16 protein-coding genes are annotated in these 13,480 nt (G+C 58.2%); 15 read left to right on the top strand and 1 reads right to left on the bottom strand.

The features are described from left to right. Nucleotides 1–99: 99 nt before the first annotated feature. Nucleotides 100–2,682, bottom strand: coding sequence for a DNA mismatch repair protein MutS (mutS, locus tag D8U82_RS08595; protein WP_130902033.1), 2,583 nt, complete (start codon nucleotides 2,680–2,682; stop codon nucleotides 100–102). Nucleotides 2,683–2,883: 201 nt separating this feature from the next. Here mutS and D8U82_RS08590 point away from each other — a divergent pair, with 201 nt between their 5' ends. The 15 genes from D8U82_RS08590 (at nucleotide 2,884) to D8U82_RS08520 (ending at nucleotide 13,433) form a co-directional block, all read left to right on the top strand. Next, nucleotides 2,884–3,627 (top strand): XRE family transcriptional regulator, encoded by a 744-nt coding sequence (locus D8U82_RS08590; RefSeq protein ID WP_110600122.1) that lies wholly within the window; start codon nucleotides 2,884–2,886, stop codon nucleotides 3,625–3,627. 518 nt (nucleotides 3,628–4,145) lie between these two features. Continuing rightward, on the top strand, nucleotides 4,146–4,562 hold the full coding sequence (locus tag D8U82_RS08585) for a tail fiber assembly protein (RefSeq protein ID WP_024011843.1): 417 nt from the start codon (nucleotides 4,146–4,148) through the stop codon (nucleotides 4,560–4,562). 263 nt (nucleotides 4,563–4,825) lie between these two features. Continuing rightward, complete coding sequence (locus D8U82_RS08580) at nucleotides 4,826–5,098, top strand: tail fiber assembly protein (protein ID WP_241663618.1); 273 nt, start codon at nucleotides 4,826–4,828, stop codon at nucleotides 5,096–5,098. Between the two features lie 139 nt (nucleotides 5,099–5,237). After that, nucleotides 5,238–5,576: a phage holin family protein gene (locus D8U82_RS08575; RefSeq protein WP_024011844.1), complete on the top strand. Its 339-nt coding sequence runs from the start codon at nucleotides 5,238–5,240 to the stop codon at nucleotides 5,574–5,576. A gap of 71 nt (nucleotides 5,577–5,647) precedes the next feature. Beyond that, nucleotides 5,648–6,169, top strand: coding sequence for a hypothetical protein (locus tag D8U82_RS08570; RefSeq protein ID WP_130902032.1), 522 nt, complete (start codon nucleotides 5,648–5,650; stop codon nucleotides 6,167–6,169). Nucleotides 6,170–6,172: 3 nt separating this feature from the next. Next, nucleotides 6,173–6,781, top strand: a complete 609-nt coding sequence (locus tag D8U82_RS08565) for a phage baseplate assembly protein V (protein ID WP_125925199.1) — start codon at nucleotides 6,173–6,175, stop codon at nucleotides 6,779–6,781. Nucleotides 6,782–6,795: 14 nt separating this feature from the next. After that, nucleotides 6,796–7,128 (top strand): phage baseplate protein, encoded by a 333-nt coding sequence (locus D8U82_RS08560; RefSeq protein WP_130887793.1) that lies wholly within the window; start codon nucleotides 6,796–6,798, stop codon nucleotides 7,126–7,128. Next, entirely contained in the window at nucleotides 7,125–8,120 is a 996-nt protein-coding gene (locus D8U82_RS08555; protein WP_130887794.1) for a baseplate J/gp47 family protein, read from the top strand. The genes D8U82_RS08560 and D8U82_RS08555 overlap by 4 nt, the downstream gene beginning before the upstream one ends. Then, nucleotides 8,117–8,752, top strand: a complete 636-nt coding sequence (locus D8U82_RS08550; RefSeq protein WP_130887795.1) for a phage tail protein I — start codon at nucleotides 8,117–8,119, stop codon at nucleotides 8,750–8,752. The genes D8U82_RS08555 and D8U82_RS08550 overlap by 4 nt, the downstream gene beginning before the upstream one ends. Beyond that, a complete protein-coding gene (locus D8U82_RS08545; RefSeq protein ID WP_130902031.1) occupies nucleotides 8,753–10,291 on the top strand; it encodes a phage tail protein in 1,539 nt (512 codons plus the stop codon). A 1-nt stretch (nucleotide 10,292) separates the two neighbouring features. Then, nucleotides 10,293–10,736 carry a phage tail assembly chaperone gene (locus tag D8U82_RS08540; protein WP_130902030.1) on the top strand — a complete coding sequence of 148 codons (444 nt, stop codon included), beginning with the start codon at nucleotides 10,293–10,295 and terminating at the stop codon, nucleotides 10,734–10,736. A 102-nt stretch (nucleotides 10,737–10,838) separates the two neighbouring features. Next, the gene (locus D8U82_RS08535) at nucleotides 10,839–11,024 is read left to right on the top strand and encodes a hypothetical protein (RefSeq protein ID WP_039762525.1); all 186 of its coding nucleotides are present in this window, start codon (nucleotides 10,839–10,841) and stop codon (nucleotides 11,022–11,024) included. A gap of 2 nt (nucleotides 11,025–11,026) precedes the next feature. Further along, nucleotides 11,027–12,193, top strand: a complete 1,167-nt coding sequence (locus tag D8U82_RS08530) for a phage tail protein (RefSeq protein ID WP_110600111.1) — start codon at nucleotides 11,027–11,029, stop codon at nucleotides 12,191–12,193. Next, nucleotides 12,193–12,699 (top strand): phage major tail tube protein, encoded by a 507-nt coding sequence (locus D8U82_RS08525; RefSeq protein WP_016771436.1) that lies wholly within the window; start codon nucleotides 12,193–12,195, stop codon nucleotides 12,697–12,699. The genes D8U82_RS08530 and D8U82_RS08525 overlap by 1 nt, the downstream gene beginning before the upstream one ends. 152 nt (nucleotides 12,700–12,851) lie before the next feature. Continuing rightward, nucleotides 12,852–13,433, top strand: a complete 582-nt coding sequence (locus D8U82_RS08520) for a phage tail assembly protein (protein ID WP_130887798.1) — start codon at nucleotides 12,852–12,854, stop codon at nucleotides 13,431–13,433. Nucleotides 13,434–13,480 lie beyond the last annotated feature (47 nt).

Genomic DNA, 13,480 nt, shown 5'->3' with positions numbered 1-13,480 from the left:
AGCGATACCTGCTGACCAGGCTATGAGCCAGCAGCATCCCGAACCGCGCGAGATTCTAACAGCTTGAAGCGATTTGCGTTATATCCGCTTCTTCAGTGCTTATATCCGGTTCTTCAGTGCATAGAGCATTTCCAGCGCACGCCGTGGTGTCATGTCGTCGAGATCCACCTTCGCCAATTCATCCAGCACCGGATGCGGCAGCGAGGCGAACATGTCGCTTTGCTGCGGTGTCGACGGCTTGCCCTTGGCTGCCGGTTTCGGCGCCTCGTGGGGCAGGGCTGTGTCTTCCAGACGACTCAGATGCTCACGCGCGCGCAGGATCACTTCACTCGGCACACCAGCCAGTTGCGCGACTGCCAAGCCGTAGCTCTGGCTGGCCGGCCCAGGCAGAACATGGTGCAGGAACACGATGCGTTCGTTGTGCTCGGTCGCGTTGAGGTGGACATTGGCCACCAACGGCTCGGCTTCCGGCAACACGGTCAGTTCGAAGTAGTGCGTAGCGAACAGCGTATAGGCACGCAGATGAGCCAAGCGCTCGGCCGCCGCCCACGCCAGCGACAGACCGTCAAAGGTGCTGGTACCGCGCCCGACTTCGTCCATCAGCACCAGACTGCGCTCGGTGGCGTTATGCAGGATGTTGGCGGTTTCGCTCATCTCGACCATGAAGGTCGAGCGACCGCCGGCCAGATCATCGCTCGAACCGATACGGGTGAAGATGCGGTCGACCAGCGACAACTCGCAACTGGCGGCCGGCACGAAACTGCCGATATGCGCGAGCAACACGATCAACGCGGTTTGCCGCATGTAAGTGGATTTACCACCCATGTTCGGGCCGGTGATGACCAGCATGCGCGTATTGTCGTCCAGGCTCAGGTCGTTGGCCACGAACGGCGTGGTCAGCACCTGCTCAACCACCGGGTGACGACCCTGGGTGATGCGCATGCACGGCTCGCTGACGAAACGCGGGCAGTTAAGGTCAAGGTTCAAGGCACGCTCGGCAAGGTTGCTCAGCACATCCAGCTCGGCCAATGCGCCGGCGGTGTCCTGCAACGGCGGCAACTGGCTGATCAAGTCTTCGAGCAGCGCCTCATAAAGCATTTTTTCCCGAGCCAGCGCGCGACTCTTGGCCGACAGCGCCTTGTCTTCGAATTCTTTCAGTTCGGGCGTGATGAAACGCTCGGCGCCTTTGAGGGTCTGTCGGCGGATGTAGTCGGCCGGCGCCGATTCAGCCTGCTTGCTCGGCAATTCGATGAAGTAGCCGTGGATGCGGTTGTAGCCAACTTTCAGATTGGCCAGACCAGTACGAGCCTTCTCCCGAGCTTCGAGATCGATGAGGAACTGGCCGGCGTTTTCGCTCAGCGATTGCAGTTCATCGAGTTCGCTGTCGTAACCGGTTTTCAGCACTCCCCCGTCACGGATCACCGCAGGCGGATTGTCGATAATGGCTTTGGCCAGCAGCGTCGCCAGTTCTGGATAGGTGCTGGTGGTGACCGCCAGATGCTGCAGGTGCGGCGCTTCCAGATCGGCCATCGCCACTTGCAGTTCGGGCAGTGCGCCGAGAGCGTCACGCAGACGCGCAAGGTCACGTGGTCGCGCATTGCGCAGACCGATTCGCGCCAGGATTCGCTCGATGTCACCGATTTCCTTGAGCTGCGGTTGCAGCTTTTCAAAACGGTAGCCGTCGAGCAGGCAGCGAATCGACGTCTGGCGTGCCAGCAACACGGTGAGGTCGCGCAACGGCCGGTTCAGCCAACGAGTCAGCAAACGGCTGCCCATGGCGGTCCGGCAACGATCGACCACCGATTGCAGCGTGTTGTCGCGGCCACCGGCCAGATTGGTGTCGAGTTCCAGATTGCGCCGGCTGGCGCCGTCGAGCACCACGGTGTCATCGAGACGTTCGTGACGCAGGCTGCGCAAGTGGGGCAGGGCGGTGCGCTGGGTCTCTTTGGCGTAGGCCAGCAGGCAGCCGGCAGCGCCGATGGCCAGGGTCAGGTTTTCGCAGCCGAAGCCTTTCAGGTCTTGGGTGGAAAACTGCTGGCAGAGACTTTTCAACGCCGAGTCACGCTCAAAGTCCCACGGCGCACGACGACGTACGCCACGGCGTTTCTCCGCCGGCAGGTCTTTTGGCCAGTCATCTGGAATCAACAGTTCCACCGGGTTGACCCGCTCCAGTTCCGCCAGCAGGTTTTCCCAGCCTTTGATCTCAAGCACGGTGAAGTTGCCGCTGGTGATATCCAGTACTGCCAGACCGAACAGACGCTCGTCACCCAATACCGCTGCGATCAGGTTATCGCGGCGTTCATCGAGTAACGCTTCGTCGCTGACCGTTCCCGGCGTGATGATCCGTACGACTTGACGCTCCACCGGGCCTTTGCTGGTGGCCGGGTCGCCGACCTGCTCGCAGATCACCACCGACTCGCCGAGCTTGACCAGTTTCGCCAGGTACCCTTCCGCCGCGTGGTAAGGAATCCCACACATCGGAATCGCCTGTCCCGCCGACTGCCCGCGCGCGGTCAGGGTGATGTCCAGCAACTTGGCGGCTTTCTTCGCATCTTCGTAGAAGATTTCGTAGAAATCGCCCATGCGATAGAACATCAGCTGGTCCGGATGCTGATTCTTCAGGCGCCAGTATTGCTGCATCATCGGAGTGTGGGAGGACAGGTCGGAGACGGCTTTATTCATCGGATGTCGGGCAACTCGTTAAAAGATGTAGGGCAAAGCGCGGGCAGTGGCCGGGCTTTTCCGCGATGGGCGCAAGGTTACCATGGGCAGTCAGCCCGACGCAGGCACTGCGGTCGGGTGAGCGTGGACTTGTAGAGAAAAGTTGATCTATGCACGATTTATGCAAATCAGCATTTGTCTTCGGGAAAAACTTCAAGCACTATGCGCGTTATGCAAAAACGCAACGTTTCCTCCGTCTTAAGAGCACTGCTCGACCAGCACGGGATCTCCCCCACGGAGCTCCACCGTCGCACCGGCGTGCCTCAATCAACGCTCTCGCGGATTCTCAGCGGGAAGATTGTCGATCCTTCGGATAAACACATCTCGAAGATCGCTGAATATTTCAACGTCAGCACCGATCAGTTGCGCGGGCGCGCGGACGTCGCGCCAACGACCGGCGGCACTCGCGCTGACGTGCATGCGGAACTCAAGGACATAAGCCTGTGGGACGACGACACGCCCGTCGATGACGACGAGGTGTCGGTGCCCTTTCTACGCGAGGTTGAATTGGCTGCTGGATCAGGAAGATTCGTCATCGAAGAGAGCGAGCGCTCTAGCCTGCGCTTCGGCAAGCGCAGCCTGCGCCACAACGGCGTGCAATTCGACCAGGCCAAATGCGTGACGGTGCGCGGCAACAGCATGTTGCCGGTTCTGCGTGATGGCGCCACCGTCGGCGTCAACGCCGGCAAGTGCGGCATCGGCGACATCATCGATGGCGATCTGTATGCGATCAATCACAACGGCCAGCTGCGCGTGAAACAACTCTATCGCCTGCCCACCGGCATCCGTCTGCGCAGCTTCAATCGCGACGAGCATCCGGACGAGGACTATAGCTTCCAGGAAATCCAGGAAGAGCAGATCGTCATCCTCGGTCACGTCTTCTGGTGGGGCATGTACGCCCGTTAACCCATTTCGATTTAACTGAAACCTGCCCCTCGGCAGGTTTTTTTTCGCCTGCAGAAATCTCCCCACCCCTTGGCCCGCTTGGTTTTCATGCATACGCGCAAATTTAATGCATAAATAAATGCATTTACGCATTGACTGTATATGCATTCATGCATATTCTTGCCACCAAGCCGCTCGACAAAGCGGCTGGCAAGACAAGCTCTTTAGTTCCACAAGAACAGGCAGCGATGAACCGGCCTCAACGGTTCAGAGGGTTGGCAACTGACCCGGGTGTGCAGCGTAAAACACCAGAAGCAGTTATCCGGCGGGCAGGGACCGCGGTCGGAAAAACAATTTGAATGGACTCGTACCGCGCCAGTAGCGCCGAAAAGTCAGCTCCCTTCATGACTACAGGATTTGAAGGGAGGCGAAGGAGCGCATTACTGAAAAGCCCGGTGTACAAGCGCCGGGCTTTTTGGAATGCCTACCGGGCAGGAACTGAAACGCCGGGATGCCGGCACTCAATAAGGATGATGAACATGAAGAAATACGCACGTGTCGTCGCTGGCAAAGTCGACAACATTTTTGAAACCGCAAACCCGATCACCGATGAGTTTCCGGCGGACCAAGTCTGGGTGGATGTCAGCGCATTGCCCAAGATCGATTATTCCTGGAACGCGGTGAACACCGACGGCGTCTGGACATTTACTGATAGCGATATGTGGGGGCAACCGTCCATGTTGGCTATGCAAATGCGTAACGAAAGAGTGACTCGTTTCGATAAAGTCAACTTCACCCTGACATCGTCCGCGCTGGTACAAAAAGTCGAGCTGGGGCTGGCTACACCTGCTGAAGAGGCCGCACTGCTGGCCTACAAGCAGTTCTTCATCGCGATGAGCCAAGTCAACAAACAGCCGGGCTATCCACTGAGCGTCATTTGGCCTGAAGTGCCATAAGCGACATTTGACGCATCCGCAATATTGAAATGCGCAGTGCATTACTGAAGAGCCTGGCCTTGTTGCCGGGCTTTTAAATACCTGCCAGTTGCACGGCGACATTCCTGCCAAAGAGTAAATGAGGAAGACCCAATGAGTCTTTATGCACTGGTTGAATACAACCGAGTTGTCCAGTTGGAAGAAAGTGAAGTGATTCTTGAACCACCTGCTTCGCCAACCTCGGTTTGGGTTGATGTAACCGGCAGTACGGATATTCGGGTGGGTTGGAGCGCAACCTTCAATGGGGTCTGGACCTTCTCTGCACCGACGAAGAAGAACTGCGAAACAAAGCCGAACAGCAGAAGTGGCAATTGCTGAATGGGGCCGCCAACTGGTTACTGATGAACTCGCTGCAGTTCAAAGCCGACGTCGGCGTCGCCACCAGCGACGACCAGGCTCGGCTGTTGGCCCACGAGCAATACTGCATCGCCCTCAGCGACATCGATCAGCAGTCGGGTTATCCGGCGAACATCGCGTGGCCAGTCGCACCTTACTGATTCCAACTCGAGTAATCGATCGGCGGGACCGCATTGCTGAAAAGCCTGGCGCAAGGCCGGACTTTTTGGAATGCCTGCCTGAAGAGACATTATTTGAACTCAATTCCCATCTATCACCCACTGCCCACGGAGGCGTGACATGACAAACGAGCAACAAGCGTTGGCGGACATGCCGATCTGGCTGGTCATCCTCCTCGCTGTCGTCGGCGGGGTGTCCGGCGAAATGTGGCGCGCCGACAAGGAGGGCGCTCGCGGCTGGTCACTGGTACGCCGACTGGCCCTACGCTCTGGTGCCTGCATGATCTGCGGCGTGTCGGCGATCATGCTGCTGTATGCCGCCGGCATGTCGATCTGGGCCGCTGGCGCTTTTGGCTGCCTGACGGCGATGGCCGGCGCTGATGTCGCCATAGGCCTTTACGAACGCTGGGCGGCCAAGCGTATCGGCGTCTGCGAAGTGCCGCCGCGCGACCAGCCATAACCCTGAATATTTTTCCATGCCGCCATGTTGGCGGCAGGGCTGCGCGTGGATGATTGAAAAGGAGGTGATGTATGCCCATACCGATCCAGCAGCCGTCGCAACTGTTTACATCCATCGCGACGGCACTGCGCAACACCGCCGGCCTCAACCTCACCGTCGGCAACCATGATGATTTCACTGCACCGGGCGATCAGGCCTGGGTGCTGATCGACTTCGACCGCAATGGACCTGGAGTGCGCGCCGCTGACGGGCGAATTGCTCATGTCATGACGGTCTCTCTGCAAGTCATCCCGGCCCTTGCCGCCAGTGCATTTGCAGCGTGCGATCTGATCGCCGTGCTGAAAAACCTGATCACCGACAACCGCTGGGGATTGCCCGGCGATCAATGCGATCTGCCCCTGAATATCGATGGCTTGCCGTCGTTGCTTATCAGTGCTGATCAACAATACAAAGCCTGGACCCTGACCTTCGAGCAGACGCTCTACCTCGGTCCGATCCTGCTCGACGATCCACTGGGCATGCCGAAATTCGCTCGCACCTGGGAAGTCAGCAACATCGACGATCCAGACCAGTACACCGCGCTGGAGGGCTGACCGATGTTCGATGCATTACTGCGTATGCAGCTTGGCCCGATCATTGAGCGTCTGGCGGAAATGGAAGCGGAAATCGAAGACTTGCACCGCCGCGCCGAGAGTTTCTGTCGCATTGGCATCTGTCAGTCAATTGATGCGGCGAGTAACACTTGCCAGGTCAGCCATGGTGGATTGCTCACCCCGGCGATCAAGTTCTTCAACCCTAGCGCCGGTGCGCAAAGCGAATCGCGCATCCCGACAGTGGGCGAGCAATGCCTGCTGTTCAACTATGGCAGCGGTGAAAGCGGTGCGCAGAGTGTCGCGTTGTTCGGCTTGAACAGTGACCGCTTTCCTCCCGCCTCGACTGTGCCGACGCTGACCCGTCGGGTGCATCAGGACGGCAGCGAAAGCGGTTACGACGACGCTAGCCACGCCTTGCACTGGCTCAACGGACCCGCGCAATTCAACGGGTCTCGCGAGTCGCTCGAACTGAGCATCGGCCCTGCACGTCTGGCCATGACGCCACAACTGATCACCCTGCAACTGGGCGCCGTCGGCCTGAGTATCGACGCCTCGGGCGTGCACTTCAGCGGCCCCTTGGTCGATCACCAGGGCCGCGTCATCAGCCCCTGATTCAAGAGCCTCCCATGATCGGAATCGATAGAGACAGCGGGGCCACGGTCGACGACTGGCTGCAATTCGTGCAGCGCGCGACCCGAGCCCTGACCACACCGCTGGGCACCCGGCAGAAACGACCTTTGTACGGTTCGCTGATTCCCACTCTCCTCGGGCAGAACCTCGGTGACGACATTCTGCTTCTGGCACAAAGCCACGCCGCGCAAGCGTTCTACAACTCGCAAAACGGCATCGACGATTTTCAGCCGCAAGTGATTGTCGCCAGCCGTCACGGCGACGGCCTGCTGCTGCGCTTTGCCGGTACCTGGAAAAACCGTCAACAAACCTTCGAGGTGGTGACATGAGCATGCTGATCCCTGGCCAGAACCAGCTGGCCGAACCCGCGCTGATCAAGGTCGAAGCGTTCGAAGACTTGCTCGCCGAGTTCAAGGCTTTCGTCATCGAGTACGTGGGGGCTCGCTCGCCGGCCAGCGCCGTGAAACTCAAGGCGAGTCTGGAAAGCGAAAGCGAATTGCTGACCCTGGCGCTGGAAGCGTTCTGCGTGCGTCTGCAAACCCATGAGCGTAAATACAATGCACGCATCAAGCAGATGCTGGCGTGGTGGGCGACCGGCAGCAATCTCGATGCGCGGCTGGCGGACATGGGTTTGGAGCGGCAATTGCTCGATCCCGGCGACCCGGCGGCATTCCCGCCGGTACCGGCGATTTATGAAAGTGATGACGACGCTCGGCTGCGTTATTACCTCGCGCCCCATGCACCGGCGGCGGGTTCGCGGATGCAGTATCGCCGCGAGGTGTTCACCCTCGGCGAGCGGCCCACGGTGCAGGTTGAGTCCACTGATTCCGGCGTGGTAAACGTCACCTACACCTTCGATCCCGACGGCCTCGCCGCGCAGGTCAAGGATGGCAATGGACGGCGCACTGCGCCGGGCGAAGTGCAGGTCACCGTGCTTTCGCGAGAAGGCGATGGCACACCTTCCGAGACATTGCTCGACGGCGTTCGTCAGCACTTTGCCCGCCCTGATGTGCGCCCGGAAACCGACCTCGTCACCGTCAAGGCTGCCGAGATCCAGCGCTACAAAATCCGCGTCATTGCCAAGATCAATTCCGGCCCTGATTCGGGCCTGACCAGGGTCGCCGCGCAAGCACAATTGCAGGCGTATGCCGACAGTTGTCATCGCCTCGAAGGTCGGGTCGATCCGAGCTGGATCGACTACACATTGCACAGCGCCGGCGCCGTGCAACTGCAGATTCTCGAACCGCTGACGCCGATCGTGACCACCGCGTTTCAGGCGCCGTATTGCACAGCGGTCGAAGTCGAGGTGCTGACGCTATGAGTGAAAAAACTCAGCGCCCGACCTTGCTGCCCGCCAACAGCTCGGCCCTCGAACGCGGACTGGATCTGGGCTTCGGCACCTTGCTTGATCGCATCGCACCGCCGTTCCCGGAACTGATGAACCCTAGCGAAACGCCGGTGGCCTTCCTGCCTTATCTGGCTGCCGATCGTGGCGTCGCCGAATGGAGCACTGATGCGCCGGTGGCGGAGAAGCGCCTCACCGTCGAACTGGCCTGGCCCACCGCGCGCCAGGCCGGCACTCGCAAGGCACTGGAAAACGCCGCCAAGGGTTTGCAATTAAGACCCGAGATCCGCGCCTGGTACGAGCAAACACCGTCCGGCGCGCCGTACAGCTTTTCCGTGCGTGCCTTCAGCGAACAACCCTATAGCGAAGAAATCGATGCACGTCTCGACCGACGTCTGGCCGATGCCAAAAGCGAGCGGGACATTCTTTCGGTGTCGGTGGGCTTGAGCGCGTTCGGCAATCACGTCATCGGCGCCGCTACGTTCTGCGGCGAACTGACCACCGTTTATCCGGTGTTCATCGAAGGGCTTGAAACCTCGGGAGAGGCGTTCATGGCTGCCGGCATGTACACCGTCGAAACATCCACTATCTATCCTCAGGGGGCCTGAATGGCTGACTATTACACCCTGCTCACCAACGCAGGGATTGCCTACGAAACGGCGTGCAAGGCCGCGGGTACGCCGATCAAGCTGACGCAGATTTCCGTCGGCGACGGCAACGGCGCGGTCTACAACCCGGCCGCCACCGCGACCGCACTGAAACGCGAAGTCTGGCGCGGGCCACTCAATGCACTGTTCCAGGATGAGAAAAACCCGAGCTGGCTGCTTGCGGAAGTGACCATTCCGCCGGATGTTGGCGGTTGGTATGTGCGGGAAGCAGGGCTGTGGACTGACACCGGGATTCTTTACGCCATCGTCAAATATCCGGAGTCGTTCAAACCGGTTCTCGCCACCTCGGGTTCGGGTAAAGAGTTCTACATTCGTTCGATTTTCGAGACGAGTAATGCGTCGCTGGTGACGTTGTTGATTGATGACACGGTGGTCAAGGCCACACGTGCCTGGGTCACGGATTATGTGGCGGCTGAGTTGGCGAAGCTTGATGCCAAGCAGTCGGTACGAGCGGCGACCACGGCAAATATTGTCTTATCGGGCGCTCAGACTATTGATGGTCGAGCATTAGTGGCCGGTGACCGATGCCTTGTTAAAAATCAGACACTTTCGACGGCGAATGGTCTATATGTTGTCGATAACGGGGCGTGGTCAAGAGCAGCGGATGCCAATAGCGATACCAAAGTAACGCCAAATATTGTGGTCGTTGTTGAAGAGGGACTATTGCAGGCTGACACAATGTGGCAGCTAATTACGGATGGACCTATTACATTGGGTGCAACCGCGCTGACCTTTCAGAATATAACGAATGGATTCGCGCGTTTACTCTCTCCGGGTTTCGCTGGGAATCCTACTGCGCCGACAGCCGTACAGTTTGATAGTTCCACCCGGTTAGCAACGACCGAATTTGTAAAGAATTCATTAGGTAATTACAGTAACGTCAGTATTTTTACATCTTCTACAAGTTTGACAGCAATACACTTCGGCAGAGTGTTACTTCTGAATGCTGCAGCCCCGGTGAGAATTACGCTTCCGCCCTCCCTAAGCGGAGTAACTGGTTCCACTATTATTTTACGAAATGTCGGGAGCGCTCCTGCAACGATAGTTACTTCTGGCAGCGATCAGATAGCGACCATCGCTACCAATCCTTTGCCAGCAATTGTTATCCAGCCAGGTTCATCTCTTGACTTGGTTCTCCAAGGGATAAGCTATTACGCTTCAGGTACTGCAGCATTGAAGTTTAGCTCTGAGCTCGCTTTCAATACGGCTGAAACTGGTTTCGCCAAGCAACCCTCAGGAATGATCGAACAGTGGGGGACGGGGGTAACGGATGCCGACGGTTACGTCTATATTACATTTCCAGTAGCTTTTCCAACCGCAATGCGAAATATATCGATATTGCATGTTGGCTCTCTCTCGGTTATGACCTGTTTAGTGGTTGGAACTTCAAAGACAACGGGCTGTACTGTTCGTCTACAGTTAGACGCTAGGGCTACTTCCGCATCGTGGATGATCCAGTGGCGGGCATTAGGAGTGTAATATGATCGAAGCTATTCTGTTTAGTCCAAGTACCTGTGGTGCATATTGGCCGAATGTTAATAGTCAGGATATTCCTTGTGACGTAATACCGTATCCATTGCGAGATTGGGAGTCGTTGCTTAAAACCCTCGCGCAAAGCCCTAAGAGACTAGTGGCAGGTATAGATGGTTTGCCAGTCTTGATTGATCCTCCTCAGCGTAATAACGAACAATTGATGGCTGCTGAGAGAGTCTGGCGAGATCACGAACTTTCTTCGACAGATGCAATGGTTGCAAGGCATCGGGATGAACTTGAAAGTGGGTTAAGTACGACGCTCACAGTAGATCAATACCTGGAACTGCAACTCTATCGCCGCCACTTGCGCGACTGGCCTCAGGGAGATGAGTTTCCCTTGATAGAACACCGTCCTGAGACGCCGGGCTGGCTTCTATTAGAGGTTCAATAAACACCCCGCACTTCTCGGGGCGTTTTCTTATCCGCTCAAAACACTCAACACCCGCCAAGCCCCTCCCTCAGAGGGGCTTTCCCGTTTATGGAGAAACGAAAAATGGCAACCCGCCAAACCTACACCGTGCTCGTCCCATTCCCCACCGGAGGTGGGCATTGGTCGAGCGTTGGTCAAGAACTTGATCTGCTCGACGTCGAGGCCAGTGCCTTGCACTTTGCCGGTCGACTTGAGCCGAAAACCCCTATCACCCAGGCCAAAAAGGCCGCTGCCAAGAAGGCTGACTGAACATGGCTGAGGTTCTGAACTTCGAGCACAACGGCATTACCGTCAATGCCACTGAATCCCCCGAGGCCATGGGTGGCCTGGGCGACAACGTCATCGGTCTGGTCGGCACCGCGCCGAAAGCCGATCCGCTGATTCCGCGAAACGCGCCGTTTCGCATCAACAGCTTCACCACCCATGCGCTGCTCGATCCGACTGGGTCGGAAGAGGGCACGCTGTATCACGCGGTTTACCAGATCCTCAAAGTGGTCAAGGTGCCGGTATACGTGGTCATCGTCGAGGCCGGCGCAACTCCGGCCGACACGGTCAACAATGTGATCGGCGGTGTCGAGCCGTCGACTGGTCGCAAGCTGGGTCTGGCGGCGCTGGGCAGTGTCCCGGAAGACCTGACCATCATCGGCGCGCCGGGCTTCACCGGCACTAAAGCGGTGGCCGGTGAGTTCGCCGCGTTCGGCAAGCGCATCAAGGCCCGTGTGGTGCTGGACGGCAAGGATGTGTCGGTGGCCGATCAGGTGTTGTACAGCCAGGAACTCGGCGGCGCCGAACTCGGTTTCGACCGTTGCCTGGTGGTGCACAACATGCCCGCCGTGTACTCGAAAGCAGCGAAGAAAAACGTCTTCCTGTCGCCGTCCAGTCTGGCGATTGCCGCGCTGGCCAAGGTCAAGCAATGGGAGAGCCCGGGCAACCAGGTGACCTTCGCCGAAGACGTTTCGCGGGTCGTCGAGTACAACATTCTCGACACGTCCACCGAAGGCGATCTGCTCAACCGTTACGGCGTCAGCTACTACGCTCGCACCGTGCTTGGCGGCTTCTCGCTACTGGGTAACCGCTCGATCACCGGCAAGTTCATCAGCTACGTCGGCCTCGAAGATGCGATCAGCCGCAAGCTGGTCAAGGCCGGCCAGAAAGCCATGGCCAAGAACCTCACCAAATCCTTCATGGATCAAGAGGTCAAGCGCATCAACGACTGGCTGCAGACCCTGGTCGCCGACGAAACCATTCCCGGCGGCAGCGTGTATCTGCACCCGGAACTCAACAGCGTCGAGAAGTACAAGAACGGCACTTGGTACGTGGTCATCGACTACGGCCGCTACGCGCCGAACGAACACATGGTTTATCAACTCAACGCCCGCGATGAAATCATCGAGCAGTTCCTGGAGGACGTTCTCTAATGTTTACCAACCGCGTAAGACAGGCCATCGCGGCCACCCTGCAAGGCCTGCCGTTGTCGGCGACCGTTGAGGAATTCACCCCGCCGAAAATCGAATTCGACATGGAAGAGATGCGCGGCGGACGCTTCATCGTCGAAGAAATGGCCAAGGGCGGCAAAGCGCTCAGCGCCAAGCTGACCCTGCAAGGCCTCGGCGCCGAGGTGCTGCTGGCGCTGGGCGTGAAGCTCGGCGACGACATCCTGCTCAACGTGCGTGAAGCCGGTCAGGATCAGGACGGCAATACCTGGTTCACCTACCACACCGTCGGCGGCCAGTTGAAATCCCTTGAGGAAACCGCAGTGAAAATGGGCGAGAAGCCCAAGACCAACCTGGAACTGTCCTGCCGCACCTACAACCGCCTGGAAAACGGCGTGCCGGTGATCGACATCGACGTGCGCACGCAGAAGTTCGTCCTCAACGGCGTCGACATCCTTGGTGATGCACGGCGCGCGGTGTTGATGCCGTAAACCCCGCTTTACCGGCAAATCACAAAACCCTGTGGGAGCGAGCCTGCTCGCGAAAGCGGTCGTTCAGGTACATCAATGTCGAATGTGCCAAAGCCTTCGCGAGCAGGCTCGCTCCCACAGTGGATCTAAACGAATCACCAAGGAATTCATACATGCCGTGGATGCCACCCCAACACGAATTGCTGTCGCCAATCACCGGCGACGACGGTTCGCAGATCGAAACGATCCAGCTCAAACCGCTGCTCTACGCCGCACAGAAAGAAGCGCTGGAACGCGCCGGCGATGACGAAGACGATCAGTTCTTCGAGCTGGCGCTGCTCGCCACCGGCCTGTCGGTCAAGGAACTCGATCAGCTCAAGCGCCCGGACTACGTGAGCATCGCTCAGTACGTCCATGAGATGTCGACCCGGCCGAGTTCGTACTTTCTCGACCAGATCGAGGACGCGGAGAAATCCAACGATCCCGACCAGGTGCAATTGCTGCAGCCGCTCGCCGTAACCGGCCGCACCGTCGACTCGCTGAGCCTGGAAATGCCCGTGCTGCGCGCAACCAAAGTGATGAAGAAACTGAAAACGGCCAAGGAACGCGCCGAATTCATCACTGCCCACTGCACGGGCCTGATGATCCCCGATCTGGCCCAGCTGACCGTCCCCGACTGGACGCAATTGCAGGTGCGCATCGACGATTTTTTAAACCAGCCGGCGGCCTACTTTCGGAACGCGACATCGAAGTAATCCTCGATATCGTCCCGCTCATTTACCCGGTAAGTGAAGCGGAGATT

The organism is Pseudomonas sp. Sample_23 (assembly GCF_004307595.1).
Taxonomy (GTDB): Bacteria; Pseudomonadota; Gammaproteobacteria; order Pseudomonadales; family Pseudomonadaceae; genus Aquipseudomonas; species Aquipseudomonas atacamensis.
The sequence above is the reverse complement of the archived record's forward strand: the minus strand, read 5'-3'. Positions and strand labels throughout refer to the sequence as shown.

What these genes read in the sequence shown, in the direction of transcription:
- mutS (WP_130902033.1), bottom strand. Translation starts at nt 2,682, where the DNA reads ATGAATAAAGCCGTCTCCGACCTGTCCTCCCACACTCCGATGATGCAG.
- D8U82_RS08590 (WP_110600122.1), top strand. Translation starts at nt 2,884, where the DNA reads ATGCGCGTTATGCAAAAACGCAACGTTTCCTCCGTCTTAAGAGCACTG.
- D8U82_RS08585 (WP_024011843.1), top strand. Translation starts at nt 4,146, where the DNA reads ATGAAGAAATACGCACGTGTCGTCGCTGGCAAAGTCGACAACATTTTT.
- D8U82_RS08575 (WP_024011844.1), top strand. Translation starts at nt 5,238, where the DNA reads ATGACAAACGAGCAACAAGCGTTGGCGGACATGCCGATCTGGCTGGTC.
- D8U82_RS08570 (WP_130902032.1), top strand. Translation starts at nt 5,648, where the DNA reads ATGCCCATACCGATCCAGCAGCCGTCGCAACTGTTTACATCCATCGCG.
- D8U82_RS08565 (WP_125925199.1), top strand. Translation starts at nt 6,173, where the DNA reads ATGTTCGATGCATTACTGCGTATGCAGCTTGGCCCGATCATTGAGCGT.
- D8U82_RS08560 (WP_130887793.1), top strand. Translation starts at nt 6,796, where the DNA reads ATGATCGGAATCGATAGAGACAGCGGGGCCACGGTCGACGACTGGCTG.
- D8U82_RS08555 (WP_130887794.1), top strand. Translation starts at nt 7,125, where the DNA reads ATGAGCATGCTGATCCCTGGCCAGAACCAGCTGGCCGAACCCGCGCTG.
- D8U82_RS08550 (WP_130887795.1), top strand. Translation starts at nt 8,117, where the DNA reads ATGAGTGAAAAAACTCAGCGCCCGACCTTGCTGCCCGCCAACAGCTCG.
- D8U82_RS08545 (WP_130902031.1), top strand. Translation starts at nt 8,753, where the DNA reads ATGGCTGACTATTACACCCTGCTCACCAACGCAGGGATTGCCTACGAA.
- D8U82_RS08540 (WP_130902030.1), top strand. Translation starts at nt 10,293, where the DNA reads ATGATCGAAGCTATTCTGTTTAGTCCAAGTACCTGTGGTGCATATTGG.
- D8U82_RS08535 (WP_039762525.1), top strand. Translation starts at nt 10,839, where the DNA reads ATGGCAACCCGCCAAACCTACACCGTGCTCGTCCCATTCCCCACCGGA.
- D8U82_RS08530 (WP_110600111.1), top strand. Translation starts at nt 11,027, where the DNA reads ATGGCTGAGGTTCTGAACTTCGAGCACAACGGCATTACCGTCAATGCC.
- D8U82_RS08525 (WP_016771436.1), top strand. Translation starts at nt 12,193, where the DNA reads ATGTTTACCAACCGCGTAAGACAGGCCATCGCGGCCACCCTGCAAGGC.
- D8U82_RS08520 (WP_130887798.1), top strand. Translation starts at nt 12,852, where the DNA reads ATGCCGTGGATGCCACCCCAACACGAATTGCTGTCGCCAATCACCGGC.